The organism is Billgrantia desiderata, from assembly GCF_900108215.1.
In the GTDB taxonomy this organism is placed as follows: Bacteria; Pseudomonadota; Gammaproteobacteria; order Pseudomonadales; family Halomonadaceae; genus Halomonas; species Halomonas desiderata.
Genome location: NZ_FNVC01000010.1, coordinates 12,171 through 38,740 on the forward strand (window position 1 = coordinate 12,171; position 26,570 = coordinate 38,740).

Annotated in this window: 17 protein-coding genes; 11 read left to right on the forward strand and 6 right to left on the reverse strand. The window is 67.3% G+C overall.

Annotation, left to right across the window (positions count from 1 at the left end; all coding sequences use genetic code 11):
* Positions 1-18: 18 nt before the first annotated feature.
* The 4 genes from C4S71_RS10850 to C4S71_RS10865 form a co-directional block, all read right to left on the reverse strand.
* Entirely contained in the window at positions 19-1,509 is a 1,491-nt protein-coding gene (locus C4S71_RS10850; RefSeq protein ID WP_103969120.1) for a SulP family inorganic anion transporter, read from the reverse strand.
* A 311-nt stretch (positions 1,510-1,820) separates the two neighbouring features.
* Positions 1,821-2,735 carry a DMT family transporter gene (locus C4S71_RS10855; protein WP_086510062.1) on the reverse strand — a complete coding sequence of 305 codons (915 nt, stop codon included), beginning with the start codon at positions 2,733-2,735 and terminating at the stop codon, positions 1,821-1,823.
* A 65-nt stretch (positions 2,736-2,800) separates the two neighbouring features.
* Complete coding sequence (locus C4S71_RS10860) at positions 2,801-3,601, reverse strand: slipin family protein (RefSeq protein ID WP_086510063.1); 801 nt, start codon at positions 3,599-3,601, stop codon at positions 2,801-2,803.
* 51 nt (positions 3,602-3,652) lie between these two features.
* Positions 3,653-5,149, reverse strand: coding sequence for an NfeD family protein (locus C4S71_RS10865; protein ID WP_086510064.1), 1,497 nt, complete (start codon positions 5,147-5,149; stop codon positions 3,653-3,655).
* Positions 5,150-5,286: 137 nt separating this feature from the next.
* Between C4S71_RS10865 and C4S71_RS10870 the strand changes: the two genes are divergently transcribed.
* The 4 genes from C4S71_RS10870 (at position 5,287) to C4S71_RS10885 (ending at position 9,854) form a co-directional block, all read left to right on the forward strand.
* On the forward strand, positions 5,287-6,483 hold the full coding sequence (locus C4S71_RS10870; protein WP_103969121.1) for an ABC transporter substrate-binding protein: 1,197 nt from the start codon (positions 5,287-5,289) through the stop codon (positions 6,481-6,483).
* Between the two features lie 15 nt (positions 6,484-6,498).
* Positions 6,499-8,193 (forward strand): ABC transporter permease, encoded by a 1,695-nt coding sequence (locus tag C4S71_RS10875; protein WP_103969122.1) that lies wholly within the window; start codon positions 6,499-6,501, stop codon positions 8,191-8,193.
* Positions 8,190-8,825 (forward strand): ATP-binding cassette domain-containing protein, encoded by a 636-nt coding sequence (locus C4S71_RS10880; RefSeq protein ID WP_103969123.1) that lies wholly within the window; start codon positions 8,190-8,192, stop codon positions 8,823-8,825. Before C4S71_RS10875 ends, C4S71_RS10880 begins: the two co-directional genes overlap by 4 nt.
* Before the next feature lie 75 nt (positions 8,826-8,900).
* Entirely contained in the window at positions 8,901-9,854 is a 954-nt protein-coding gene (locus C4S71_RS10885; protein ID WP_103969124.1) for a sulfurtransferase, read from the forward strand.
* An 83-nt stretch (positions 9,855-9,937) separates the two neighbouring features.
* Here the strand turns inward: C4S71_RS10885 and C4S71_RS10890 are convergent, their stop codons facing one another.
* The gene (locus C4S71_RS10890; protein ID WP_103969125.1) at positions 9,938-11,332 is read right to left on the reverse strand and encodes a hypothetical protein; all 1,395 of its coding nucleotides are present in this window, start codon (positions 11,330-11,332) and stop codon (positions 9,938-9,940) included.
* A gap of 91 nt (positions 11,333-11,423) precedes the next feature.
* Entirely contained in the window at positions 11,424-12,407 is a 984-nt protein-coding gene (locus tag C4S71_RS10895; RefSeq protein ID WP_103969126.1) for an SDR family oxidoreductase, read from the reverse strand.
* A gap of 530 nt (positions 12,408-12,937) precedes the next feature.
* On the opposite strand from C4S71_RS10895, the gene glgA reads away from it, so the two are divergent.
* The 7 genes from glgA to glgB all read left to right on the forward strand — a co-directional run bounded on the left by glgA (position 12,938) and on the right by glgB (position 26,530).
* Positions 12,938-14,554, forward strand: a complete 1,617-nt coding sequence (glgA, locus tag C4S71_RS10900) for a glycogen synthase GlgA (protein ID WP_086510071.1) — start codon at positions 12,938-12,940, stop codon at positions 14,552-14,554.
* The gene (gene treZ / locus C4S71_RS10905) at positions 14,551-16,362 is read left to right on the forward strand and encodes a malto-oligosyltrehalose trehalohydrolase (protein ID WP_103969127.1); all 1,812 of its coding nucleotides are present in this window, start codon (positions 14,551-14,553) and stop codon (positions 16,360-16,362) included. The genes glgA and treZ overlap by 4 nt, the downstream gene beginning before the upstream one ends.
* Positions 16,359-18,491: a 4-alpha-glucanotransferase gene (gene malQ / locus C4S71_RS10910; RefSeq protein ID WP_103969128.1), complete on the forward strand. Its 2,133-nt coding sequence runs from the start codon at positions 16,359-16,361 to the stop codon at positions 18,489-18,491. Before treZ ends, malQ begins: the two co-directional genes overlap by 4 nt.
* The gene (gene treY / locus C4S71_RS10915; RefSeq protein WP_103969185.1) at positions 18,484-21,276 is read left to right on the forward strand and encodes a malto-oligosyltrehalose synthase; all 2,793 of its coding nucleotides are present in this window, start codon (positions 18,484-18,486) and stop codon (positions 21,274-21,276) included. The genes malQ and treY overlap by 8 nt, the downstream gene beginning before the upstream one ends.
* A 1-nt stretch (position 21,277) precedes the next feature.
* Complete coding sequence (locus C4S71_RS10920) at positions 21,278-21,997, forward strand: DUF2934 domain-containing protein (RefSeq protein WP_086510074.1); 720 nt, start codon at positions 21,278-21,280, stop codon at positions 21,995-21,997.
* Between the two features lie 89 nt (positions 21,998-22,086).
* Positions 22,087-24,270, forward strand: coding sequence for a glycogen debranching protein GlgX (glgX, locus tag C4S71_RS10925; RefSeq protein ID WP_200825275.1), 2,184 nt, complete (start codon positions 22,087-22,089; stop codon positions 24,268-24,270).
* A 28-nt stretch (positions 24,271-24,298) separates the two neighbouring features.
* A complete protein-coding gene (glgB, locus tag C4S71_RS10930) occupies positions 24,299-26,530 on the forward strand; it encodes a 1,4-alpha-glucan branching protein GlgB (protein ID WP_200825276.1) in 2,232 nt (743 codons plus the stop codon).
* Positions 26,531-26,570 lie beyond the last annotated feature (40 nt).

Genomic DNA, 26,570 nt, shown 5'->3' on the forward strand with positions numbered 1-26,570 from the left:
GTCTTGCTCCTCGTTTCCTTAGTGTCCGCCCATCAACTTTTCCACGGCCGCCGGGTCATCGTGGATGGCATGGCGGTCGACGATGGTGGCACTGGCCTCGTTGAGCCCGATCAGCTCCACCTCGGTACCCTCACGACGGAACTTGATCACCACCCTGTCCAATGCCTGCACCGCCGTGATGTCCCAGAAGTGAGCGCGAGAGAGGTCGATGGTGACCTTCTCCACCGTCTCCTTGAAGTCGAAGACGCTGCCGAAGCGCTCGGAGGAGGCGAAGAACACCTGGCCCACTACATGATAGATTCGACGGCTGCCGGCGTCGGCCTCTGCGGAGCCGATGTAGAGAATGTTGCCCACCTTGTTGGCAAAGAACATCGCCGCCAGCAGCACGCCGACGAACACCCCGATGGCCAGATTGTGGGTTCCCACGGTAACCGCCACGGTGGTCAGCATGACGACGTTGGTGCTCAGCGGATGCTTTTTCAGGTCGCGAATCGAGGCCCAACTGAAGGTGCCGATGGAGACCATGATCATCACCGCCACCAGCGCGGCCATGGGGATCAACGACACCCAGTCGGAAAGGAACACCACCAGGATCAGCAGCAGCACACCGGCCACCAGGGTGGAGAGCCGCCCGCGTCCGCCCGACTTCACGTTGATCACCGACTGGCCGATCATCGCGCAGCCGGCCATGCCGCCCAGCAGGCCGGAGCCGATATTGGCGATACCCTGTCCCTTGCACTCACGGTTCTTGTCGCTCGGGGTGTCGGTCAGATCGTCGACGATGGTGGCGGTCATCATCGACTCCAGCAGACCCACCACGGCGAGCATCACCGAGTAAGGCAGAATGATCCACAACGTGTCGAGAGTCAGCGGCACGTCGGGCCACAGGAAGACCGGCAGGGTATCGGGAAGCTCGCCCATGTCGCCAACGGTACGAATCTCCATGCCGGAGAGCAGGTAAACGGCGGTCAGCACCACGATGCACACCAGCGGCGAAGGAATCGACTTGCCCACCCTGGGCAGGTAGGGAAAGAGGTAGATGATCGCCAGGCCGGCCACGGTCATGGCGTAGACGTGCCAGGTTACCCCGGTCAGCTCAGGCAACTGCGCCATGAAGATCAGGATGGCCAAGGCGTTGACGAAGCCGGTGACCACCGAGCGCGAGACGAAGCGCATCAGCTCGGCCAGTTTCAGGTAGCCGGCCACGATCTGCAGCACCCCGGTGAGCAGGGTGGCGGCCAGCAGGTATTCGAGACCGTGATCGCGCACCAGCGTGACCATCAGCAGCGCCATGGCGCCGGTGGCTGCGGAGATCATACCCGGCCGGCCGCCGGTGAAGGCGATGATCACGGCGATACAGAAGGAGGCATAGAGGCCGACCTTGGGGTCGACACCGGCGATGATGGAGAAGGCGATTGCCTCGGGAATCAGGGCCAATGCGACCACGATGCCGGCGAGGGTATCGCCCTTGATGTTGGAGAACCATTCTTGCTTGGTGGATCGGAACATGCTTCGGTCCAGTCTGTGAGTCGTCATGCCAACCGGCACATATCGGATGGCGTCAGGTGCGATGACACATGTTTCCCACGGCGCGCCGGGTAGCGACCTGAGGGAGCACTGTGAATCGGTGAGATAGGGGCAAGCGGCCCGGGACATCGGCAGATGTCGAGCGGTGGCGTGCCGATGGCGGCATCACCGAGAGAAGGGAAGCGCTAGGGCGGCGTGACCAGCCCTGTCGAAGGTTTCAGCACGTTGCGTTGCATCCGTGGTCGGTTGAGCGGGGCAAAGACGGCATGCCCCGAAACGAGCGGCGCATTCTATCAGTTCCGCTGCAATGCTGCACCCTGAGCCCTCAGCCGCCGCTCCAGCCGCCGTTCGTAAAGCCCTTTGGCCAGCAGCGTACCCAGCACCAGGCCGCCGCCCAGCAGGGCAAAGGGCGCCGGTCGTTCGGCCAGCAGCCACCATACCCATAGCGTGCCTACCACCACTTCCATCAGCATCAGCAGCCCCACCTCGGCGGCGGGCAGGTAGAGCGGCCCGCGCTGGATCAGGGTGAAGCCCAGAGGCAGCAGCACCAGGCACAGCAGTATCAGCAACAGCAGGCTATCGGCCGGCGGCAACGCGATGCCGCCGCCGGCCAGCCCGAGCAGCCCCGCGGTGGCGGCCACGATCAGCCCCGACAGCGTGAGCATCGGGCTCATGTCGACCCCGGGGCGGGTGCGGCAGAGGGTGAAGTTGGCCGCCAGCGCCGTGGCCGCCAGCAGGGCGAAGGCGTTGCCGATCCACGACCCCGCCCCGGTGTCGTCGAGCACGATAAGCGAGGTGCCGAACAGGCAGATCCAGATGGCGAGCCAGGTGCGCCGGGGCAGCCGCTCGCCGAGGAACAAGCGTGACAGCAGTGCCGCAATCAGCGGCGCCCCGGCCAGGATCATCAGCACGTTGCCGCCCTTGGTGTACTGGTTGCCGAGCACGAAGCCGTAGGTGGAGAGGCTGAACAGCACGGCCACGCCGATGCCGGTCCAGCCGCAGCGGCGATAGGCAGCGACGGTGCCGGCACCGTGGCGGGCCAGCATGATGAGGAGGAAACCCAGTGCGGTGAGCAGACCCCGCCAGACCAGAATCTCGCTGTCGGGCAGAGCGATCAGCTTGATCAGCAGGGCATCGGGGGAAATGATCAGCGCACCGCCGCCGGTCAGCAGCAGCCCCTGCTGGCGGTGCGAAAGAGAGTGGATCAAGGCGACCTCGAATTCCGTCGGATCGCCTCAGCATGCCACGTCCGGGGGGACGTGGCACGCTTCGCTCAGCCTTCGCCCAGGTCGCTTGGCCGCGTGGCGTTGGTCTTCGCCTGGGCGGTGGACGCCTGCATGTGCCGGAACGCCTCCATGATGTCCATCGGCAGCGGGAAGACGATGGTCGAGGCGTTCTTGTTGCTCATGTCGCTCATGGTCTGCAGATAGCGCAGCTGCAGGGCGGCGGAGTTCTCGGCCATGACGTTGGCCGCTTCGACCAGCTTCTTCGAGGCCTGCAGCTCACCCTCGGCGTGGATCACCTTGGCACGACGCTCACGCTCGGCCTCGGCCTGCCGGGCGATGGCGCGGATCATGCTCTCGTTGAGGTCGACATGCTTGATCTCGACGTTGGCCACCTTGATGCCCCACTCCTCGGTCTGGGCGTCGATGATCTCCTGGATGTCGTCGTTGAGCTTGTCGCGCTCGGAGAGCATCTCGTCGAGGTCGTGCTTGCCGAGCACCGAACGCAGCGTGGTCTGGGCCAGCTGGCTGGTGGCCACGGCAAAGTTCTCGACCTGAATGATCGCCTTCTCCGGATCGACCACACGGAAGTAGAGCACCGCGTTGACCTTCACCGTGACGTTGTCCTGGGAGATGACGTCCTGCTCCGGCACGTCCATGGTGATCACGCGCAGGTCCACCACGCTCATCTGCTGGATGCCGGGAATGACGATGATCAACCCCGGCCCCTTGACCGACTGAAAGCGGCCGAGGAAGAAGATCACGCCGCGTTTGTACTCCGGCAGAATGCGGATCGACGCGGCGATCAGCATGAACAGCAGGACGACCGGAATGAGATATTCGAGCATCATGAGAACTCTCCTTGATGTGTGTTGCGCTTGGACTCGATGAATTCCGTTACATTACCGAGCGGTTCGTTGCACGGGTTCGACGTGTAGCGTCAGGCCGTCGACCGCCACCACCCTGACCGCCTCTCCACGCCTCACGGCAACGGGGCTGTGCGCATTCCAGCGCTCCCCCCGCATGCGCACATGGCCTTCCTGCCGGAAGTCCTCCAGGGCCATGCCATGACAGCCTATCAGCTGCTCCTGGCCGGTGCGGGCCGGGCGCCGGCGCAGGCCGGTGAAGCGAATCATCACCCACAGCATGAGTCCCGCCGCCACCAGGGCGACGCCGCCGATCATCGGCAGCGAGACGGCGAGCTGGTCGGTATCCATCAGCATCACCGAGCCGATCACGAAGGCCGCGATCCCGCCCATGCCTAGGATGCCGAAGCTCGGCATCAGCGCCTCGCTCACGATCAAGCCCAGCCCCACCAGGATCAGCGCCAGGCCGGCGTAGTTGATCGGCAGCAGCTGAAAGGCGAACAGCGCGAGCAGCAGCGAGATGACGCCGATGGTGCCCGGCACCAGGGCCCCCGGATTGGAGAGTTCGAAGATCAGCCCGTAGAAGCCGATGATCATCAGGAAGTAGGCCACGTTGGGGTTGGTGATCACCTGCAGGAACTGGGTGCGCCAGTCGGGATCGAAGCGCTCGACGGTGATGTCGGCGGTACTGAGAGTAAGCTCGCCACGCTCCATGACCACCTCGCGACCGTCGATCTGCTCCAGCAGGTCGTCGATGTCACGCGCCACCACGTCGATGACGTTGATTTCGAGCGCTTCGCGGGAGGTCAGGTTGACCGCTTCGCGTACCGCCTCCTCGGCCCAGTCGGCGTTGCGGCCATGGCGCTCGGCCAGCCCGCGAATGTAATAGACGGCGTCCTCCAGCACCTTGCGCTCCATGGCGGTCTCGCCGCGCCGACGCGTATCGGCAGGCTCGGCGGGAGCGTCGCCTTCGGCCTCCGTGGCCTCGGCATCGTTGGCCTCGTTCGCCTCGTCGGCTTCCTGCTCCGCCTCGTCGTTCTCCCGTGCGTTGCGCTCCTCGGTCTCTTCCTCTTCGTCGCGCTCGTCCAGGCCGGGAAACCCACCGCCCATCTGTACCGGCGTGGCCGAGCCGAGATGGGTCGAGGGCGCCATGGCGGCCACGTGGCTGCCGTAGAGCAGATAGGTGCCGGCGCTGGCGGCCCGGGCGCCGCTGGGCGAGACGTAGATGGCCACGGGCACCGGCGAGGTGAGCATGGAACGGATCATGCTGCGCATGGTGGCATCGAGCCCGCCCGGGGTGTCCATCTGCACGATGACGAGTTCGGCATTGCGCTCGGCCGCCTTGCGCAGCCCGCGTTCGAAGTAGTCGCCGGTGGCCGGCCCGATGGCGCCCTCAACCGTCATCACCAGGGCGATGCGTTCGTTCTCCTGAGCCTGGCTCTGCCAGGCCAGCAGACCACCTCCGACAGCCAGGCACAGGAAGCTGAACCACAGCACAAGACGGTGAAGCCGGGCGACACGGCGCACGCTCATGACAGACTTACCTCGCGTCGTGATATGGGTATGCTTGTAGGACCCTACTGTTGGTGATTCAGTTTCTCCTTAAATCAGGTTAGCAGGCGAAGCCGAGAAAGCCGAACCCGACACGAAGCCAACCCAGGAGCACGACGATGCGCCTTCTTGTCACTGCCATAGCCCTCTCGTTGATCCTGGTACCGCCGGCGGCGGCCGACTCATGGTCGCAGGTGCTCGACGAAGCCCGCGGCCAGAGCGTCTACTGGCACGCCTGGGCCGGCGATACGCGGGTCAACGACTATCTCGAATGGGTGAAGCGGCAAGTGCGGGACGAGCACGATATCGAGCTGGTGCATGTCAAGATCGACGATACCGGTGCCGCCGTCTCCCGCGTGCTGGCCGAGCGCAGCGCCGGCAATCACGACGACGGCAGCATCGATCTGATCTGGCTCAACGGCGAGAACTTCGCCGCCATGAAAGAGAACGACCTGCTGTACGGCCCCTTCGCCGAGCGGCTGCCCAACTTCGCGCTGACCTTTCCGGAACACAATCCCGAGGTGGTCACCGACTTCACCCTGCCCACGGAAGGCTATGAGTCGCCCTGGGGCAAGGCACAGATCACCTTCTATTACGACGCCAGCGAAGTCGGGGACGAGCCGCCGCGCAGCATGACACAGCTGCTCACCTGGGCCGAGGCCAACCCGGGACGCTTCACCTACCCCCGCCTGCCCGACTTCCTCGGCAGCACCTTCCTCAAGCAGGCCCTCATTGCTCTGGTGGACGATAGCGATGCCCTCTATGAACCGGTGGCGCAGAGCGACTTCGAAGACGTCACGGCACCGCTGTGGGAGTATCTCGACGCCCTTCACCCTCACCTATGGCGCAGCGGGCGACAGTTTCCCGCCAATGGCCCCGAGCTGCGGCGGCTGATGGCCGACGGCGAAGTCGCACTGGCCTTCACCTTCAATCCGGCGGAGCCGGCCGCCGCGGTGGCCGACTTCGAGCTGCCCGAAACGACCCGCAGCTACGTACTCGACGGCGGCACCCTGGGTAACGTGCATTTCGTTGCCATTCCGTTCAACTCACCGCGCCGTGCCGCCGCCATGGTGGTGGCCGATTTCCTGCTCTCACCCGAGGCCCAGGCGCGCAAGCAGGACATCTCGGTGTGGGGCGATCCCACCGTGCTCGACGTGACGCGCCTCAATGCCGAGACCCGCGCACTCTTCGAACAGGCGCGCGACAATCCCGCCCTGCTGGCACCGGAGGCACTGACCGAGACCCTGCCGGAGCCGCACCCGAGCTGGATGACGGCGCTGCAGGACGCCTGGCAGGCGCGCTACGTCGGCCGCTAGGGACAGCCGCTGCCGATGCTGCGCCTTGCTCCGTGGCTGATCGTCATCCTGCTGGTCGGCCCGATACTGGCCGGCCTGACCATGGCGGTACTGCCTGCGTTCGGCTATTTGCCGGCGCTGGGCGGCCATGCCTTCAGCCTGGAGCCCTGGCGGCTGCTCCTGGCCCAACCGGGCCTGACCCGCTCGGTGGGTGTGAGTTTCGCCAGCGGTCTGATTACCACGGCCATCTCGCTTGCCGTGGTGCTGCTGTTTCTGGCCGGCGTATCGGGCAGCCGGCTGGACCGATGGATCCGACGCCTGGTCGCGCCGCTGCTGTCGATCCCCCACGCCGCCGCGGCCTTCGGCCTGGCCTTCCTGATCGCACCATCCGGCCTGCTGTCACGACTGGTCTCGCCGGGGCTGACCGGCTGGGAGCGTCCGCCGGACGTGCTGATAGTTCAGGACCCCTGGGGGTTCTCGCTGATGGCTGGGTTGATCATCAAGGAGATCCCCTTCCTGCTGCTGATGTGCCTTGCCGCCCTGCCCCAGCTCGACCCGGAACGGCGCGTGGCCATGGCCCGCTCGCTCGGCTATCGCCCGACCACCGCCTGGCTCAAGGTGGTGACCCCTTCGCTCTATCCGCTGATCCGACTGCCGGTCTTTGCCGTCATCGCCTATGCCACGTCGGTGGTGGACGTGGCGCTGATTCTCGGCCCGACCCTGCCGCCGACGCTGGCGGTCTCGATTCTCGTCTGGTTCAACGACCCCGATCTGAGCCGGCGCTTCATGGCCTCGGCCGGCGCCGTGCTGCAGCTCGGCGTCACGGCCGCGGCGCTCATCGCCTGGTGGTGCCTGGAACGCCTGGTCGCCCGGCTGGGGCGGCACTGGCTCGCGCGTGGCGGACGCGACAGCGGCGATTTGCCGCTGCGTCTGGCCGGCAAAGGGCTGATCGGGCTGGCCACACTCACTGCCTTCGCCGGCATCGCCGGCCTGGCGCTATATTCCATTGCCGGCTTCTGGCGCTTTCCCGATGCCCTGCCGCAAGGCCTCACCGCGGCGCACTGGCTGCGCGCCCTGCCCGCCCTTGCGGGGCCGGTCGCCACCACGGCGCTGATCGCCATCGGCGCTACGCTGATCGCTCTGGCGCTGACCCTGGCGGCGCTGGAGAACGAACAGCGAACGGGCCGGCAGCCGGCCCAGGGACGGCTGCTCTCGGCGCTCACGCTGCTCTACCTGCCGCTGATCGTGCCGCAGATCGCCTTCCTGTTCGGGCTGGTGGTGGTGATGGAGTCGCTGGGCACTCGCCCCACCCATGCGCTGGTGATCTTCGGCCACCTGCTGTTCGTGCTGCCCTACGTGTTTCTCTCCCTCGCGGAGAGCTACCGCCGCTTCGACCCGCGCTGGTCGCAGCTGGCGGTGAGTCTCGGCGCCTCGCGCAACGGCGCCTTCTGGCGGGTGCGGCTGCCGCTGCTGCTGGCGCCGCTGCTCACCGCCGCCGCCGTGGGCCTGGCCGTCAGTATCGGTCAGTACCTGCCCACCCTGCTGCTGGGTGCCGGCCGTGTGCCCACCGTGACCACCGAGGCGGTGTCGCTGGCCGCCGGTGGCAATCGTCGGGTGATCGGCGTGTGGGCAATGGTTCAGGCCAGCCTGCCGCTGGTAGGCTTCGTCATCGCCGTGGGCCTGCCACGGCTGCTGTGGCGCAATCGACGCGACATGAGGGGATCACCATGAGCACAGGTCACCGCCTGGTGCTGGACGAGGTCCGCATCGTCCTGGCGGGCAGCACACTGCTCGAACTCGGCGCCGAGATCGGTCCCGGCGAGGTCTTCACCGTGATGGGACCGTCGGGATCGGGCAAGTCGACCCTGCTGGCATACCTGGCCGGCTTCCTGGCACCTGTCTTCCAGGCCAGCGGCCGGGTACTGCTCGACGATAGCGACATCACTCGACTGCCGGCGGAGCGCCGCGGTATCGGCCTGCTGTTCCAGGACCCGCTGCTGTTCCCGCATCTCTCGGTGGCCGGTAACCTGCGCTTCGGCATGCCCCGCGCCCTACCCGACAAGGCGGCAAGGGTCGAGACGGCACTGGCGCAGGTCGGCCTGGCCGGCTTCGGGTCACGCGACCCGGCCACCCTCTCCGGCGGCCAGAAGGCCCGAGTGGCGCTGATGCGCCTGCTGCTTTCCGAACCGCGTGCCGTACTGCTCGACGAACCCTTCTCGAAGCTCGACAGGCAGCTGCGCCACGACATGCGCCGACTGGTCTTCGACCGGCTGCGCGAGGCGGGGCTGCCCAGCCTGCTGGTGACCCACGACCGCGAGGATGCCGAGGACGCCGGCGGCAGGGTGATCGAGCTGGGCCAATGAGCCGAAGACGCAACGTTGCCTCCCCGCTGCCACCGGCCTAGGCTTTCATCCATCCCCAGCGAGGAGGACGGGCTCATGCGAACTCCACTGATCTTGGCAGTCACGCTGGCAATGGCCGGCACCGCCCAGGCGATGCACCCTTCTCCCCTGGTCGAGGCCGAGTGGCTGGAAGAGCATCTGAACGCTGCAGGTCTCGTGGTGCTCGACGTGCGCTCCACCATCGACGACGGCGGCGACCGTACCGCCTTCGAGGCCGCCCGCATTCCCGGCAGCCGCTACAGCAACTACGCCGAGGATGGCTGGCGCGAAGAACGCGACGGCGTGGCCGGCCTGATGCCGGACGTGGACGATCTGGCACGGCTGATCGGCGGCCTGGGCATCGACAACGGCGACACCGTCATCGTCGTGCCGGCGGGCACCGGCCCCACCGACTTCGCCAGCGCTACCCGGGTCTACTGGACCTTCAAGACCCTGGGCCATGACGAGGTGGCGATCCTCAACGGCGGCTTCGCCGGTTGGGAACGGCAAGGGTTCGAGACCGCCAGCGGTCCGCTCGAACCGCCCGAGGCGACCGCTTTCTCCGCAACGCTGCGCGAGGAGCTGCTGGCAAGCGACGCCGAGGTCGACGCCTCACGGCAGGCCGGCGAGCAGCTGGTTGATGCCCGCCCCGAGGAGTTCTTCAGCGGAGCACGGCAGTCGCCAGCCACCCGTGCGCCGGGCACCATCCCGGACTCGGTGAACCTGCCCCATGATGATGCGCTGGTAGAGCGCGACGGCGCCTGGTACCTGGAGCCCGAACGCTTGACCGCGGCGATCGACGCCCTGGGGCTGGACCGGGAAGCCCCTACCGTCGCCTTCTGCAATACCGGTCATTGGGCCGCCAGCGGTTGGTTCCAGTTGAGCGAGGTGGGCGGCTTTACGAATGCCACCATGTACGATGGCTCCATGGCCGCCTGGACCCGAGACGACGCCCGGCCGGTGCAACTGGCCGACCGCGGCGTCATGACGGTGGGAGAAATGAGGGACTGATCCCTCTCGGGCGAAGTGCAGATCGCGAACGGACCAGGCCTGCTTCGTCCTCGCAGCGGCCGAAGCAGGCCACGCTGTCCGCCTCATGCCGCCAGCAGTTCGACGTCGTAGCGCTCACCGTGACGTTCCATGTAGTCGGTCAGCCGCGCCAGCGGCAGCGGGCCCGGCAACGGGTAGCGCGCCTTTATCTTCTGCCGGGTCTCGAGGTAGTAGCGTCCCAGCGAACCGAAGTCCCGCGGGTGCAGCTCCTCGCTGACGCCGATGAACTGACCCTGCCTGCGGGCCCGCTCCAGCACCTGCCGCCAGCGGTCGATCTGCGGGAACCCCACCCCCTCGACGCCGTTGTTGAACAGCATCAGGTTGATCTCGTCGAAGGGCTCACGAGAATCGAGGTAGGACTCGATGGCGTCCACCGAGGGGTTCATGTTGAACTTCATCCAGAACGGCACCGAGCCCGTGCGCAGCGCCCAGTAGGGCTCGAGCATGATGAAGGACTCGACCAGTACCCGATTGGCCTTGAGCCCCCGTTCACGGTTCCAGTCGCGGTAGAAGTCGGCCACCATCGGGCTGAGGGAGTCCGGCTCGTCGTAGATCAGTCGCTTGACCTGATAGCCGTGCTGGGCGGCAAAGCGCAGGATGTCGTCGCGCAGCGCCGCCTCGAAGCCCCACTCCGCCTCGGGGCTCCTGCCATCCGGCTCCGGCGAGTCCCAGCGCCGTACCGGCGCATCATAGCGCTCCAGGTACTCCTCGACCCGCTCGCTGCCGTGGTGGAACTCCTCTTCGGTGGCGCCACCCAGCGCCCCGTGCTGGAAGAAGTGGCGCTCGCCGATACGGGTCGTCGGCCAGCTGCTGCCGCACTCGGTCACTATGATGGTGCCGCCCGGCTCGAGGTTCGCCTCGAGAAAGCGCTCGTAGGCCCGACCCAGGGTCAGCCGCTTGACGCGAAAGTAGTCCATGTACTCCACCATCAGGCGATCCTGATTGGCGTCGTGCATGTGATGGAGCTGCAGATCCGGATTGGCTTCGAGCAGCTTGGGGGCATAGCGACGACCGAACTCCATGGCCTTCTTCGGGTCGTCGTTGTCCCCCGAGAGGTGACGCACCGGGATGAAGAAGGTCTGCGGCAGCCAGGGGATGTCGAAGGCGGCGGAGAGATGCGTCAGCGCGCCGCTGGCCGAGCCGACCATCACCGCCTGATAGCGCCGCTGGGGATAGCGGGCGGTGATCCACTCCGCCACCTTTTCGGCATCGACCTGATCGAGCTTGTCGGGGGCGTGCCCCTCGGTCACGCCGCCCACCGCATAGACCTCTTCGCGAGCCGCCTGCGGCAGCCAGTTCGCCGCCTGCACAATTCGGCCCATGGCATGCCCCTTGCCCAGGCCGGGGTAATCCTGACCGTGCAGGTAGTTGGAGGTGGCACGCAGCATGCCGGTAGCGGAATCGAAATCGGCAATGTAGGAAGGGGAACTGGGTCGCATGAGAAACTCCTGTCTTCAGCGATGTGATTCGAAATCCCAAGGGAGCGACATCCTGTCGCTCCCGGCGGTCAGGCTTGGCAGTGAGGCGACGTCAGGTTTGACGGTGATAGGCGTACATCGCCAGCGGCACCACCACGGCCGCCAGCCCTAGTGCCAGCCCCATGCCGCTGCTGGTGCCGCCATGTTCGCGCTCGATCCAGCCGCCGCGAACGGCCCCGACTCCGCGCGAGTGGAACAGGTTGCCCGAGCCGGGCTCGACGGGCAGGTCCTGGGCGAAGTGGTCGCTGTTCACCTTGCGTTCCATCATCTTTTCGCCGAGCGGCGGTGCCAGCGTGCGAAGCGCCGCCATCATACGCCCCGAGTTGCCGACGAAGTGTTCGCGCATCGGGTGCCTGGCCACGTGCACGATGGCCGCCGCCACCTTCTCCGGGGGATAGACAGGCGTCATGGCCTTGACCGGCTGCCCCACGTAGTTGGCCGCACGCTGAAACAGCGGTGTATCGATGGAGGCCGGCAGAATGGTGGAGACATGGATGTCCGGCGCATCGGCGAGCTCCATGCGCAGGCACTCCGACAGGCCGCGAATGCCCCATTTCGAGGTCACATAGGCACTGGTGAAGGGCTGACCGGAGTGGGCCACCATCGAGGAGACGTTGATCAGCCGCCCATGACCCTGCTCGCGAAACTGGCGAATCGCTTCCCGCGCTCCGTTGACGCAGCCCAGCAGGTTGGTCTGGATCACCTTTTCGAAGGCGTCACGCGGCGTTTCCTCCAGGCGGCCGAACAGCGTCACCGCGGCGTTGTTGATCCAGACGTCGATGCGCCCATAGCGCTCCACCGCCTTCTCGCATAGCCGCTCGACCTGATCGGCCTCGCACACGTCGGTGGGAACGACGATGCCACGGCCGCCAAGCCGCTCGCACTCCTGCAGTGTCTCCTGCAGGGCGGATTCTCGTCGGGACGCCAGCACCACAGTGGCCCCGCTGCGGGCGAAGGCATGTGCCGTGGCTCGCCCGATGCCGCTCGAGGCACCGGTGATGACCACTATGGCGTCGTGCAACTCGCTGCGTTTCATGACCTACCTCCTTGGAAAATCAACGCTGTCGAACATCTTGCCGTGATGCCGGCTCACGCTCCTGCGACTTTTGAGCCTGCGATGAGATTGAGTGCGTGGCGCCCTGCCTCTCGATCGCGCTTCTCTCACCTCATTGCGTAAATATAAAAAAATATTCCAGGCACATTTATTTACCCAAAAAGACGAAATAACAAATCGCATCGAGTTCAATATGGCACACACCGTCGCTCTCCATTGTGTCGACGGGTGAGGAAGTATTTCATGCCTGTTATCAAAAAAACCTTGCTGTTCCGACAGGTATCCTTCCATGCTCCGCCCCACCGTCTTCATGCCTGTCGAGGCAATACCTGGATTACATAGGTTAGTGAGAGATCGACTTCACCAAGGTAGATTTCATCGTCTATACCTAGGCAACGACATCAGCGTCGCACTATGTTTTTCCCGGTTGGCCGATACGGATGCGGCTCCAACCGGGTAGACAGGCTGCATGAACATTGTCTGGCCATGCCACAACAGGGAGGGTTGTCATCATGGGCAATGTGGCATTGAAGGGTATCGATTCCGATACGAAAGCGGTTCCTCGAAGTCGCGCGTTCACCACACGCCTCGAGGAGATCAGGCTCGACGATCACGTCAAGAGCGAACGCGACGCAGCCCTGCCTCGGGACAGAAACGAAGGACGACACCCGTCGCAGCGAATCCTCTTCGTCACCCCGGAAATAGCCGATTTCGTCAAGGTCGGCGGGTTGGGTGACGTCTCTTCGGCACTGCCCCGGGCGTTGGCGGCCCACCACGACATTCGCATTCTCATGCCGGCCTACCGCGAAGTTCGCAATTCGGCGCTCAACATCCGTCGCGTCGGTCGCTTGCCCGCTCACGCCGGGCTGCCGGCCTGCGAGCTTGGCGAGATGACCTGTGCCGATGGCATGGTGATCTACGTACTGCTCTGCCCCGAGCTCTACGAGCGCGATGGCGGTCCCTATGGCACCGGCCCCGGGGGCTACGGCAGCGGCGGCTGGGAAGACAACGACGTACGCTTCGCCAGGCTGTCGCTGGCTGCCGCCCAGATCGCTGCCGGCCAGGCCGGGCTCGACTGGCGGCCCCAACTGCTGCATCTGAACGATTGGTCGTGCGGCCTGGCCCCCGCCTATCTGGCGTGGATGGGACACAAGGTCCCGAGTGTCTTCACCATCCATAACCTGGCCTATCAGGGGCTCTTCGACAGATCGCGCTGCGCGGCGCTGGGCATTCCCGAAAGTGCCTTTCATATCGAAGGGGTCGAGTATTACGACAGGCTCTCCTTCATGAAGGCGGGCATCGTCTACGCCTCCCACGTGACCACGGTGAGCGCCACCTATGCGCGGGAGATCACCACGCCGGAGTTCGGCTGCGGCCTGGATGGGCTGCTACGCTGCAAGGCGCAGCAAGGGCGGCTCAGCGGTATTCCCAACGGTATCGACGACTCCTGGGACCCGCGCACCGACGCTCATCTGGTGCAGGCCTTCTCGGCCAACGACTGGCGCGGCAAGCGCGCCAATGCCGATTACGTGCGCCACCGCTTCGGCCTGGCGCCCAGCGCCGGCCCGCTGTTCGCCATGGTCTCGCGCATGGTGCACCAGAAGGGGGTCGACCTGGTCATCGAGGCCGCCCCCAGCATCGTCCAGGCCGGTGGTCAACTGGTCTTCATCGGCAGCGGCGAGCGCCGCGTGGAGGCACAGCTGGATCGGCTGGCGGAGCGCTATCCGGGGGCCGTGGGAACCTACATCGGCTTCGACGAGTACGAAGCCCGCTGCATCTACGCCGGCAGCGACTTCCTGCTGATGCCGTCGCGCTTCGAACCATGCGGTCTCAGTCAGATGTATGCCCAGCGCTTCGGCTCGTTGCCCATCGCTCATCGCACCGGGGGGTTGGCCGATACCATCGAGAACGGCGTGACCGGGTTCCTGTTCGAGGGCGCCAATCTGGCCAGCTTCATGCAGGCGCTCCAGCAGGCCTTCTCGGTCTACCACTCCACCGAGCTGTTCTACGCCATGCGCCGGGCCGCCATGACCGGGCGCTACCACTGGCGTCAGTCTATCGCGCCTTACACGCAGCTCTATCGGCGCATCTGCAACGAAGCAGACGTGGAGGTGCAACAAGCCGGATGAACGCAGTCACTCGATTCGAATACAGCTTCGGCGCCCAGGTACTGGGCCCGCAATGGACCCGCTTCGCGCTCTGGGCGCCAAGCGCCCGCCGGGTCGAGCTGGAAGTGGAAGGGCAGGCGCCGCTCGCCATGATCCAGGCCGGCGAAGGACGCTTCGTCGGCGAGGCCGAGTGCGACCACGGCACCCGCTATCGCTATCGTATCCATCTCGACGACGACGCCGAGGGCATCCTGGTGGCCGACCCCGCCTCCCGCGCCCAGGCAGGCGGCATCGACGGGCCGAGCCTGGTCGTCGATCCTTTTCGGCATGCCTGGCGGCATGCCGACTGGCTGGGCCGGCCGTGGCACGAGACGGTGCTTTACGAGCTGCACCTGGGTGCTCTGGGCGGACTGGAGGCGGCGCGCCGGCAGCTGCCCTACCTGGCCGAGCTCGGCGTCACTGCAGTCGAGCTGATGCCGGTGGCGGCCTTTCCCGGCTCGCGCAACTGGGGCTACGACGGCGTACTGCCCTACGCCGTGGACGAGGCCTACGGCGACCCGGACGCGCTCAAGGCCTTCGTCGACGATGCTCACGGCCTGGGCCTGATGGTGTTTCTCGACGTGGTGTACAACCACTTCGGCCCCGACGGCAATTACCTGCCGCGCTACGCCGAGGCCTTCTTTCGCCACGACCGCGATACCCCCTGGGGGCCGGCCATCGACTTCCGACAGCCCATGGTGCGGCGTTTCTTCATCGAGAACGCGCTGATGTGGCTCGACGAGTACCGCTTCGACGGCCTGCGCCTCGATGCGGTACACGCCATCGGCGAGCGCGACTTCCTGGTCGAGCTGGCCGAGACGCTGCGCAGCCACCTCGACGCCAATCGTCACGTGCATCTGGTGCTGGAGAATGAGCACAACGACGCCGAGCTGCTCGGGCCGGGCCGCTTCACCGCCCAGTGGAACGACGACTGGCACAACGTCATGCACGTGCTGCTCACCGGGGAGCGCGAGGGTTACTACGGCGAATTTGCCGACGAACCGACGCAGAAGCTGGTGCGCTGCCTGAGCGAGGGCTTCGTCTATCAAGGTGACCCCACCCGCGACGGCACGCCGCGAGGCACCCCCAGCGCCCACCTGCCGCCAAGCGCCTTCGTCGCCTTCCTGCAGAATCACGACCAGGTGGGCAACCGCGCCCTGGGCGAACGTCTGACCCGGCTCGCCGAGCCCCAGGCCCTCGAAGCCGCTACGCTGCTGCTGCTCTCGCCCATGGTGCCGCTGCTGTTCATGGGCGAGGAGTGGGCCAGCGAGCGGCCGTTCCTGTTCTTCACCGATCATCGTGCCGAGCTGGCCGAGGCCGTGCGCGAGGGTCGCCGCGCCGAGTTCGCCGCCTTCAGCGCCTTCCAGGACCCGGCCAGGCGGGAAGCCATCCCCGACCCCAACGCCGAGTCGACCTTCGCGGCGTCGCGCCCCGACTTCGACAGCCGGGGGACGCCACCCCATGCCGACCGGCTGGACTACGTTCGGCACCTGCTGGCAATTCGCCATGAAGAGATCGTGCCGCGGCTCGACGGCGCCCGTGCCCTGGGCGCCGAGCCGCTGGGCGACAAGGCCGTGGTGGCCCGCTGGCAAATGAACGACGACAGCCAGTTGGTCATTTCCGTGAACCTGAGCCAGCAGGCGGTGGCCACCTCCGCCTTCGGCATCGGACGGCGCCTTTACGAGACCCGCGACGGCGCGGCGGTGGCCACCGAGAGCGGCAGCCTGCCGGCCAGCTGCGCCGTCGCCTGGCTGCGCCCTGGTCCTGGCGACGAGGAGCTTTGCGCATGAGCGAGGAACGCCTGGATGCGCTGACCGAGGCCGCCGGTCTGATCGGCGAGTGGCAGGACAGCAAAGGATGCACACACCGGCTCGACGACGCCACCCGGCGGGAGCTGTTGGCGGGCCTGGGTTTCCCCGCCGAGAATGCCAGCGAGATCGACGCCAGCCTGGAACGGTTGCGCCCTCCTGCTTCTCCCGCACATTGGCCACCGCTGATCACCGCCGAGCAGGGCAGGGGCACGGCGCTGCCTTCCTTCCTCCCTGAAGGCACTCGCTACGTTCTCGTTCTGGAAAACGGCGAGCGTCGCGAGGGGCGGCTCCCGCGAGCGGGCGAACTGCCTCCCGTCGAGACACCCGGCTACCACCGGCTGCAGATCGGCGACAGCGTGCGGACCCTGGCCGTGGCCCCGCCGCGCTGCTTCACGCTGGCCGACGCCTGCGACAGCGAGACACCGCGCCATTGGGGCCTTGCCGCGCAGCTCTACGCCCTGCGTCGGCCCGGCGACGGCGGCATCGGCGACACCCTGGCGCTGGAGCGGCTGGTACGGCATGCCGCCGAGGCCGGTGCCGCAGCCGTGGCGATCAGCCCGACCCACGCCATGTTCAGCGCCGACGTGACGCGCTACAGCCCCTACGCCCCCTCCAGCCGGCTGCTCTACAACGTGCTGCATGCGGCACCGGAAGCCCTGCTCGGCGAGGAGCCGGTCAAGCGCGCCAAGGATATCAGCAGCGTGAACGATGCCCTGCCGCGGCTCGAAGCGGAACCGCTGCTCGACTGGCCCGCTGCGGCCATTGCCAAACTGACCTGGCTGCGGGCCTTGTGCGAGGACCTGATGCAGCGTGAGGATGCGAAGGCAGTCAGGCTTCGCCAGGCCCTGGCGGCCTTTCGCCAACGCGGGGGCTCGACGCTCGAGCACCACTGCCGCTTCGAAGCGCTGCAGCAGCGGCTCGGCATTCTCGACTGGCGCCAATGGCCCCGGGAACTACGCGACCCGACCGGTCCGGAAGTGGCGCGCTTCGCCGAGGTGGACTCCCGCGACGTCGAGTTTCACGCCTTCCTGCAATGGCTGGTAAGCGAAGGCCTCGCCCGCGCCCAGGCCTCGGCCCGGGAGGCCGGCATGACGGTGGGACTGATCGCCGACCTGGCGGTGGGCGCCGATGCAGCGGGCAGCCAGGCCTGGAGCCGCCAGGCGGAGATGCTCGAAGGCCTGTCGATCGGCGCCCCGCCGGACGCCTTCAACGTGCACGGCCAGGACTGGGGCCTTGCGCCCTTCTCGCCCCAGGGCCTGGTGCGCTCGGGGTTTCGCAGCTTCATCGACATGCTGCGCGCCGGCTTCGCCCACGCCGGGGGGCTGCGCATCGACCACGTGATGGGCCTCATGCGCCTGTGGCTGGTGCCCCACGGCAAGGCCCCTACCGCGGGCGGCTACGTACGCTATCCGTTCGACGATCTGCTGCGGCTGGTGGCGCTGGAGTCCTGGCGTCACCGCGCCATCGTCATCGGCGAGGACCTGGGCACCGTTCCCCCCGGCTTTCGTCAGCGGCTGGCGCGCCACGGCATTCTCGGCATGCGCGTGCTGTGGTTCGAGCGCGATGACGATGGCGGTTTCCTGCCGCCGGCGCAGTGGTCGCGAAACGCCATCGCCACCAGCACGACCCACGATCTGCCCACCCTGGCGGGCTGGTGGGCGGGGCGCGACATCGAGTGGCGCGACCGCCTGGGCCTGCTGGGCGAAGGCCGTGATGCCGACGGCGAGCAGGCCGAGCGCCGCAGCGACCGGGCACGCCTGGCTCGGTCTTTCGGCCTGCTGGATCCACTGGCTTCCTCTACCGTGCTGGAAGCTACCGAGCTGCCCGTGTCGCAGGTGCTGGATGCCGGCGCGCAGCAGTTGGGGCTGACCCCGGCGCCGCTCACGCTGCTGCCGGTGGAAGACGCCCTGGGACTGGAGGAGCAGGCCAACCTCCCGGGTACCCTCGACGAGCACCCCAACTGGCGGCGGCGCCTGCCCGATGCCACCGCACGCCTGTTCGCCTCCACCGAAGTGAGAGATCGGCTGGAGCAGTTGGCCATGGCTCGCCGCCAGGCGGCGCAGGCGGTCACGACACCGGAGACTGCGAATGATGATGGCGATGAGTGACATTCGCGCCACCGTGCGCCTGCAATTCCATCGCGGCTTCACCCTCGACGAGGCCGCCGAATGGGTCGGCTACTATGCCAGGCTCGGCATCAGTCATGTCTATGCCTCGCCGCTGCAGATGTCCCGCAGCGGCTCGCCCCATGGCTATGACGGCATCGACCCTACCCGCATCGACCCCGAACTCGGCGGCGAGGCGGCGCTGGAGCGGCTGGTATCGCGCCTGCGCGCCCACGGCATGGGCCTGATTCTGGACATCGTGCCCAACCATGTGGCGGTCGGCGGCTCGCAGAACCCCTGGTGGCAGGATTTACTAGCGTGGGGCCAGGCGAGCCCTTTCGCCGGCTTCTTCGACATCGACTGGCACTCCCCCGACCCGCTGCTGCACGGCAAGGTGCTGCTGCCTTTCCTCGGCGAGCCCTATGCCGACGCCCTGCACGGCGGCGAGCTTTCACTGCGCCACGACCCGGAAACCAGCGCCTTCCACGTGGCCTATCACGAGCATCGCTTTCCTCTCGATCCGCGCCGCTACGGCGACATCCTGGGCCTGGCCGAGCACGCTGCACTCTGGGACCTGGCACCGCGTTTCGACGCCCTGCGCCAGCGCGACGACGCCTATACCGCCGTGGCCGAGTGTCGCCGCGAGCTGCGTCAGGCACTGGCGGACCCGGCCGCCGAGCGAGCGCTGGCCCATGCCCTGGGCTTGTTCGACGGCAGCACCCGCGGCGGCGCCATTCGCCTGCACGACCTGCTGGATCAGCAACATTATCGCCTGGCCTGGTGGCGAACCGGCACCGACGAGATCAACTGGCGCCGCTTCTTCGACATCACCGAACTCGGCGGGCTGCGCATCGAGCAGCCCGAGGTGTTCGAAGCGGTGCACGCCCTGCCGCTGCGCCTGGTGGAACAGGGCTGGGTCGACGGGTTGCGCATCGACCATATCGACGGCCTGGCCGATCCACGCGGCTACTGCCGCCGTCTGCGGGCCCGCCTGGGCGAGGCCCAGAAGCGACGCCCGCCGGACGCGGTACGCCACGTGGCGATCTTCGTCGAGAAGATCCTGGCCGCCGACGAGACCCTGCACCGCGACTGGGGCGTCGACGGCACTACCGGCTACGAGCTGATGAATCAGGTCTCGGCCCTGCAGCACGACCCCGCCGGGTCCCAGCCGCTGCGCGAGCTGTGGCGCCGCATCAGCGGGCGCAGCGACGACTTTCTGGACGAGGTGCGCCAGGCCCGCCGCGAGGTGCTGCACACCCTGCTGGTCAGCGAATTCGAGGCCTGCGTTCGTGCTCTGCACGCCGTGGCCCGCCACCGCCTGGCGAGCCGCGACGTCACCCTGGCCGCCCTGCGTCGGGCGCTCGAGGCGCTGATCGTGCATTTCCCGGTCTACCGCACCTACGCCGACGATGGCGGCCGCCCGGAACTCGACGCCTGCTTCTTCGATCAGGCCATGGCCGGTGCCCGCACGGCGCTGAGCCCGCCCGATGCCGTCGTGCTGACCTGGCTCGAGCGCTGGCTGGGCGGCGAAGCCCCCGCCGACGCCGAGGACACAGAGGAGCGCTGGCTGCGCCAGCGCGCCATCGTGCGCTTCCAGCAGCTCACCTCGCCGGTGGCCGCCAAGGCCGTGGAGGACACCGCCGGTTATCGCAGCGCGGCCTTGATCTCGCGTAACGACGTCGGCTTCGACGGCGAGCATTTCAGCCACTCGCCGCGCCGGTTCCACGATGCCAACGCCTGGCGCGCGCGCCACTTCCCCCACGGCCTGGTCGCCACCGCCACCCACGATCACAAGCGCGGTGAAGACGTGCGGGCGCGTCTTGCCGCGCTGAGTGAAAACTCCGCCGCCTTCGCCACCCGCGTCGAACGCTGGCGCGAGCTGACCGCCCCGTTGCGCCAGGTGCTGCCCTCGGGCCCGGCCCCCAGCCCCGGCGATGAGCTGATTCTATACCAGCTGCTGCTCGGCGCCTGGCCGCCGACGCTCTCGCGTCACGACGACGACGGCATGCGCGAGTTCGCCGAACGCCTGGCTCAGTGGCAGCAGAAGGCGGTGCGCGAAGCCAAGCTGCGCACCCACTGGCTGTGGCCCGACGAGGCCTACGAGAGCGCCTGCCGCGATTATCTGCAGGGCCTCCTGGCCACCCCCGAGCTGTGCCGCGAGATCGAGGCGGCGGCCCGCGAGCTCGATCTGCCGGGCGCGCTCAACGGCCTGGTTCAGACGGCGCTGCGCCTGACCGTGCCCGGCATTCCCGACCTCTATCAGGGCTGCGAATTCTGGGACTACAGCTTGGTCGATCCCGACAATCGCCGCCCGGTCGATCACGCCGCTCGCCTGGCAGCTCTCGATCAACACAGCGCCCCTCAGGCGGCGCTGGCCGACTGGGGCCACGGCGCCGTCAAGCAGACGCTGATCGCACGTCTGCTGGCGCTGCGTCACGAGCAGCGCGGGCTGTTCGTTCACGGCGACTACCAACCGCTGGCCACCACCGGCAGGCATGAGGAACGCCTGGTGGCGTTCCTGCGCCGCCACGCCGACCGACAGCTGCTGGTCGTCGTGCCACGGCTGACTGCGGGGCTGCTGACGGACGCCGACCGCCCCCTGGTGCCACCGGCGCAGTGGGGCGACAGCGGCATCTGCCTGCCCGAAGAGGCACGTGGCGCTTGGCAAAGCGCGCTGACCGGTACCACCCTGACAGTAACGATGGAGACTGTCGCCGCTGGGGAACTGCTGAGGGATTTTCCCGTCGGCGTCTACCTACGAGACACGCACAGGCAAAGGGAGAGCTAGGATGGCTGACGAAGAGCGCGTACGGAACCTGGCCTACGAAATCTGGGAATCGGAAGGACGCCCCGAAGGGCAGCAGCAGCGCCACTGGGACATGGCACTGAAGATCGTTGCCGCGGAGCAGGCCGCGGGCATGGACGCCGAGCTCGAGGAGGTCGGCGAGCCGGTTGACGAGCCCCCCATTCTCGAGAACGACCTGCCGCTGGAGGATGACGAGAGGGGCATCGATGAGAATCGGCTGCCGCTGGAGCCCCCCGACGGTGAACCCGACTTCGACGAACTGCCCTACCGCGACGACCGCGACGTGGCCCAGGACGTCCCGGTGCAGGATCGCGCTAGCCCCGGCCCGGCCCCGGACGAGCCCGAACCCACCGCGGCCTCGACCCGCCCGTTGCCGGCCGAGGAGGCGACCAGTACCGGTGCCCAGGACCAGGAGGTCGCCAATCGCGGCGGCACTGAGGCTCCGGAAGCCTCGGCGGAGCCCGGCCCGGGGCCGATGGAGCCGCTACCGCCGCAATCCGCCACGGCCAGGCGCACCCGCAAGCCGCGCCGCGAGAGCGATGGCCTGACCCAGCCCGACACCGGCGACACCGCCCAGGTGCCGGGCAAGACGGCCAAGCGGCAAAGCAAGACGACCGGGGTGGCGAAACCCAAGGCAGCAGCCGACTCGCCCGCGGGCAAGAAGGCCGCAGCGGGCAGCCGCTCGAAAACCCGCAAGAAGTGACCCCGCAAGCAAGAGAGAAAGGAAGCGGGTGATGCGTCAAGCAGCACGATAGCGGGTAAGCCGCCCACTGCGATCAAGGACGACGGACGATGAACACGAGGCAGGAGCCGCAGAAGATCGACCCCGCCGTGGCGGTCGATGAACAACCCGGGGTGATCCGGCGCTCGCGTGTGCGCGAGGGCTGGCCGTTCCCGCTGGGCGCAACCTGGGACGGCCTGGGCGTCAATTTCGCTCTCTTTTCCGCCCACGCCACCCGGGTCGAGCTGTGCCTGTTCGACGCGAGCGGCGCCCAGGAGGTGGAGCGCATCGAGCTGCCGGAGTATACCGACGAGGTGTGGCACGGCTACCTGCCCGACGCCCGCCCGGGCCAGCTCTATGCCTATCGGGTCCACGGCCCCTATGAGCCCGAGGCGGGACACCGCTTCAATCCCCACAAGCTGCTGCTCGACCCCTACGCCAAGCAGCTCGTGGGCGAGCTGGTGTGGGACGAGGCGCTGTTCGGCTACACCATCGGCCATGCCGACGGCGACCTCAGCTTCGATAGCCGTGACAGCGCTCCCTTCATGCCCCGCTGCCGGGTGATCGACCCCGCCTTCACCTGGGGCCGCTCCCGCGGCGTTCAGCAGCCCTGGGACCGCACCGTGATCTACGAGACCCACGTGCGCGGCTACACCATGCGTCACCCGGCGGTGCCCGAAGCGCTGCGCGGCACCTTCTCGGGGCTGATGGTCAACGAAGTGGTCGACTACATCCGCTCGCTGGGCGTGTCGTCGGTGGAGCTGCTGCCGATCCACGCCTTCGTCGACGACCAGCACCTGCTCGAGCGCGGGCTGCGCAACTACTGGGGCTACAATACCCTGGGCTTCTTCGCCCCCCACTCGCGCTATCTCTCCGGGTGCAACATCAACGAGTTCAAGCAGATGGTGGCCTGTTACCACGCCGCCGATCTCGAGGTAATCCTCGACGTGGTCTACAACCACACCGCCGAGGGCAACCATCTCGGCCCGACCCTCTCCTTCAAGGGCATCGACAACGCCTCCTACTATCGCCTGCTGCCCGACGAACCGCGCCACTACATCGACGACACCGGCACCGGCAACACGCTCAACCTGAGCCATCCCCGGGTGCTGCAGATGGTCACCGATTCGCTGCGCTACTGGGCCACCGAGATGCGTGTCGACGGCTTCCGCTTCGACCTGGCGACCATCCTCGGCCGCGAGCCCCACGGCTTCGACGAGGGCGGCGGCTTTCTCGACTCCTGCCGCCAGGATCCGGTGCTGAGCCAGGTCAAGCTGATCGCCGAGCCCTGGGACTGCGGCCCCGGCGGCTATCAGGTCGGCGGCTTCCCGCCCGGCTGGGCGGAGTGGAACGACCGCTTCCGCGACACCAGCCGCGCCTTCTGGCGCGGCGACGAAGGCCAGCTCGCCGAGTTCGCCTCGCGGCTGATGGGCTCGGCGGACCTGTTCGACCGTCGTGGGCGTCGTCCCTTCGCCTCGGTCAACTTCGTCACCGCCCACGACGGCTTCACCCTGCACGATCTGGTCGCCTACGACGACAAGCACAACCAGGCCAACGGCGAGGAGAACCGCGACGGCCACGACCACAACCTGTCGTGGAACCACGGCGAGGAGGGGCCCACCGATGACCCGGAGATCCATTCGCTGCGCCTGCGCCAGATCCGCAACTTCCTCGCCACGCTGCTGCTCTCCCAGGGCACGCCGATGCTGCTGGCCGGCGACGAGCTGCTGCGCACCCAGCGCGGCAACAACAACGCCTACTGCCAGGACAACGAGATCAGCTGGCTCGACTGGAACCTGGAGGGCGACGCCCACGACATGATCGAGTACCTGCGCCGGCTCATCGCCCTGCGCCTGCGCTACCCGATCCTGCGCCGCGGCCGCTTTCTCTCCGGCGAGTACAACGAGGAGATGGGGCTCAGGGAGGTCACCTGGCTCGCTCCCGACGGCAGCGAGATGGACGTGCAGCGCTGGGAGGACCCGGCGGCACGCAGCCTCGGCCTGCTGCTCGACGGTCGCGCCCGCCCCTCGGGCATTCGTCGTGCCGGCGACGACCGCTCGCTGCTGATCCTGTTCAACGCCAACCCTGAACCAAGCTCCTTCTGTCTGCCCGACGTGCCCCGCGGCAACGGCTGGGTGTGTCGGCTCGACACCAGCCGCAGCGCGGCTTCCGATGCCGACCTGCGCGCCTTCGGCGAGGAGTACGCCATGCTCGGACGCTCACTGGTCATGCTCGAACTGGAGCAGACGCCATGAACACGACCACCCCCCAACGGAAGGGCCCATGACGGAACTGATGGAGAGGAAAACGCAGCCGAATGACCGGCAAGCGAGCGCCGCCCTGCCCCGCAGCGATGCCGAGGCCCTGGCAAACGGCCGCCATCCCGACCCTTTCGCGGTGCTGGGGATGCATGCCCAGGGAGATGGGTACGCGCTCAGGGTCTACCTGCCCGGCGCCCAAGGGGTGGAGGTCCTGCGGCGGGACAGCGAGCGTATCGAGGGGCAGCTCAGCGAGCTCGGCATGCCGGGGCTGTTCGTCATCGCGCTGGACGAGGCCTTCGCCTACCGGCTGCGCATTCACTGGTCCGACGGCGTTCAGGAGACGGAAGACCCCTACAGCTTCGGTCTCCTGCTCGGTGACATCGACCTGCACCTGATCGGCGAGGGTACTCATCGCGATCTCGGCCGCTGCCTGGGTGCACAACTCATGGAGATCGACGGCGTGGCAGGCGTGCGCTTCGCCGTGTGGGCGCCCAACGCCCGGCGCGTCTCGGTGATCGGCGCCTTCAACGGCTGGGACGGCCGCCGCCATCCCATGCGCCTGCGCCACCAGGCCGGCGTGTGGGAGCTGTTCGTGCCGCGCCTGCAGCCGGGTGAAGTCTACAAGTACGAGCTGGTGAATGCCCAGGAGCAGGTGGTGCACAAGGCCGATCCGGTGGCGCTGGCCAGCGAGCTGCCACCCGGCACCGCCTCCAGAGTGGCCGACATCGAGAGCTTCGAATGGCACGACGAGGCCTGGCTCGCCCGGCGCGGCGAGACGTTAGCCCCCGACCGGCCGATCGCCATCTACGAAGTTCACGCCGCCTCGTGGCGCAAGCACGGCGGCAACGAGGGCGAGCTCTACGACTGGCGGGAGCTGGCCGAGCAGCTGATCCCCTACGTGAGCGAGATGGGCTTCACCCACATCGAGCTGCTGCCGATCATGGAGCATCCCTTCGGCGGCTCCTGGGGTTATCAGCCGCTGGGGCTGTTCGCCCCCACCGCACGCCACGGCTCGCCGGCGGATTTCGCTTACTTCGTCGACGCCTGCCACCGGGCGGGGCTAGGCGTGATCCTCGACTGGGTGCCGGCCCACTTTCCCACCGACGCCCACGGTCTGGCGCGCTTCGACGGCACCGCCCTGTACGAGTACGAGCACCCCTATGAGGGCTTCCATCAGGACTGGGACACTTACATCTACAACCTAGGCCGGCGCGAGGTGCACGGCTTCATGCTCTCTTCCGCCCTGCACTGGCTCAGGCACTACCACATCGACGCCCTGCGCGTGGATGCGGTGGCCTCGATGATCTACCGCAACTACTCGCGGCGCGACGGCGAGTGGATTCCCAATCGCCATGGCGGGCACGAGAACCTCGAGGCACTCGATTTCCTGCGTCACCTCAATGCCGTGGTCGCCGAGGAGTTTCCCGACGCCGCCGTCATCGCCGAGGAGTCGACCGCCTGGCCCGATGTGACCCGGCCGGTGGCCGAGGGCGGGCTCGGCTTCGCCTACAAGTGGAACCTCGGCTGGATGCACGACACTCTGTGCTACATGGTGGAGGATCCCTTATACCGCTGCCATGGCCACCACAACATGACCTTTCCTCAGGTCTACGCTTACTCCGAGCGCTTCGTGCTGCCGATCTCCCATGACGAGGTGGTTCACGGCAAGCGCGCGCTGCTCGACAAGATGCCCGGCGACGAGTGGCAGAAGTTCGCCAACCTACGCGCCTACCTCGCCACACTGTGGACCCAGCCGGGCAAGAAGCTGCTGTTCATGGGCTGCGAGTTCGGCCAGTGGCGTGAATGGGATCACGACCGCGAGCTCGACTGGTGGCTGCTCGACGAGCCGCGCCACGCCGGCGTCAGGCTGCTGCTGGGGGATCTCAACCGCCTGTATCGCGAGCTGCCGGCGCTGCACCAGGGCGACTGCGATCCGGCCGGTTTCGTCTGGGTCATCGGCAACGACCACGCCAACAGCGTGTTCGCCTGGCTGCGCTGCGATGCCCAGGGAGCACCGCTGCTGATAGTGGCCAACATGACCCCTGTGCCACGGCACGATTACCGGGTCGGGGTGCCGCGAGCCGGCGCCTGGGAAGAGATCATCAACAGCGACGCGGCGTGCTATGGCGGTTCGAACCTGGGCAACCTGGGCCGCCTCGAGGCCGCCGAGCAGTCGCTGCACGGCCAGCCGGCAAGCCTGGAGCTGACCCTGCCGCCGCTGGCGGTGATCATTCTGCGGCCGCTGGCGAGGTAGGGGAACACACTCACGACTTCAACACGGAAGTAAGGAGAGA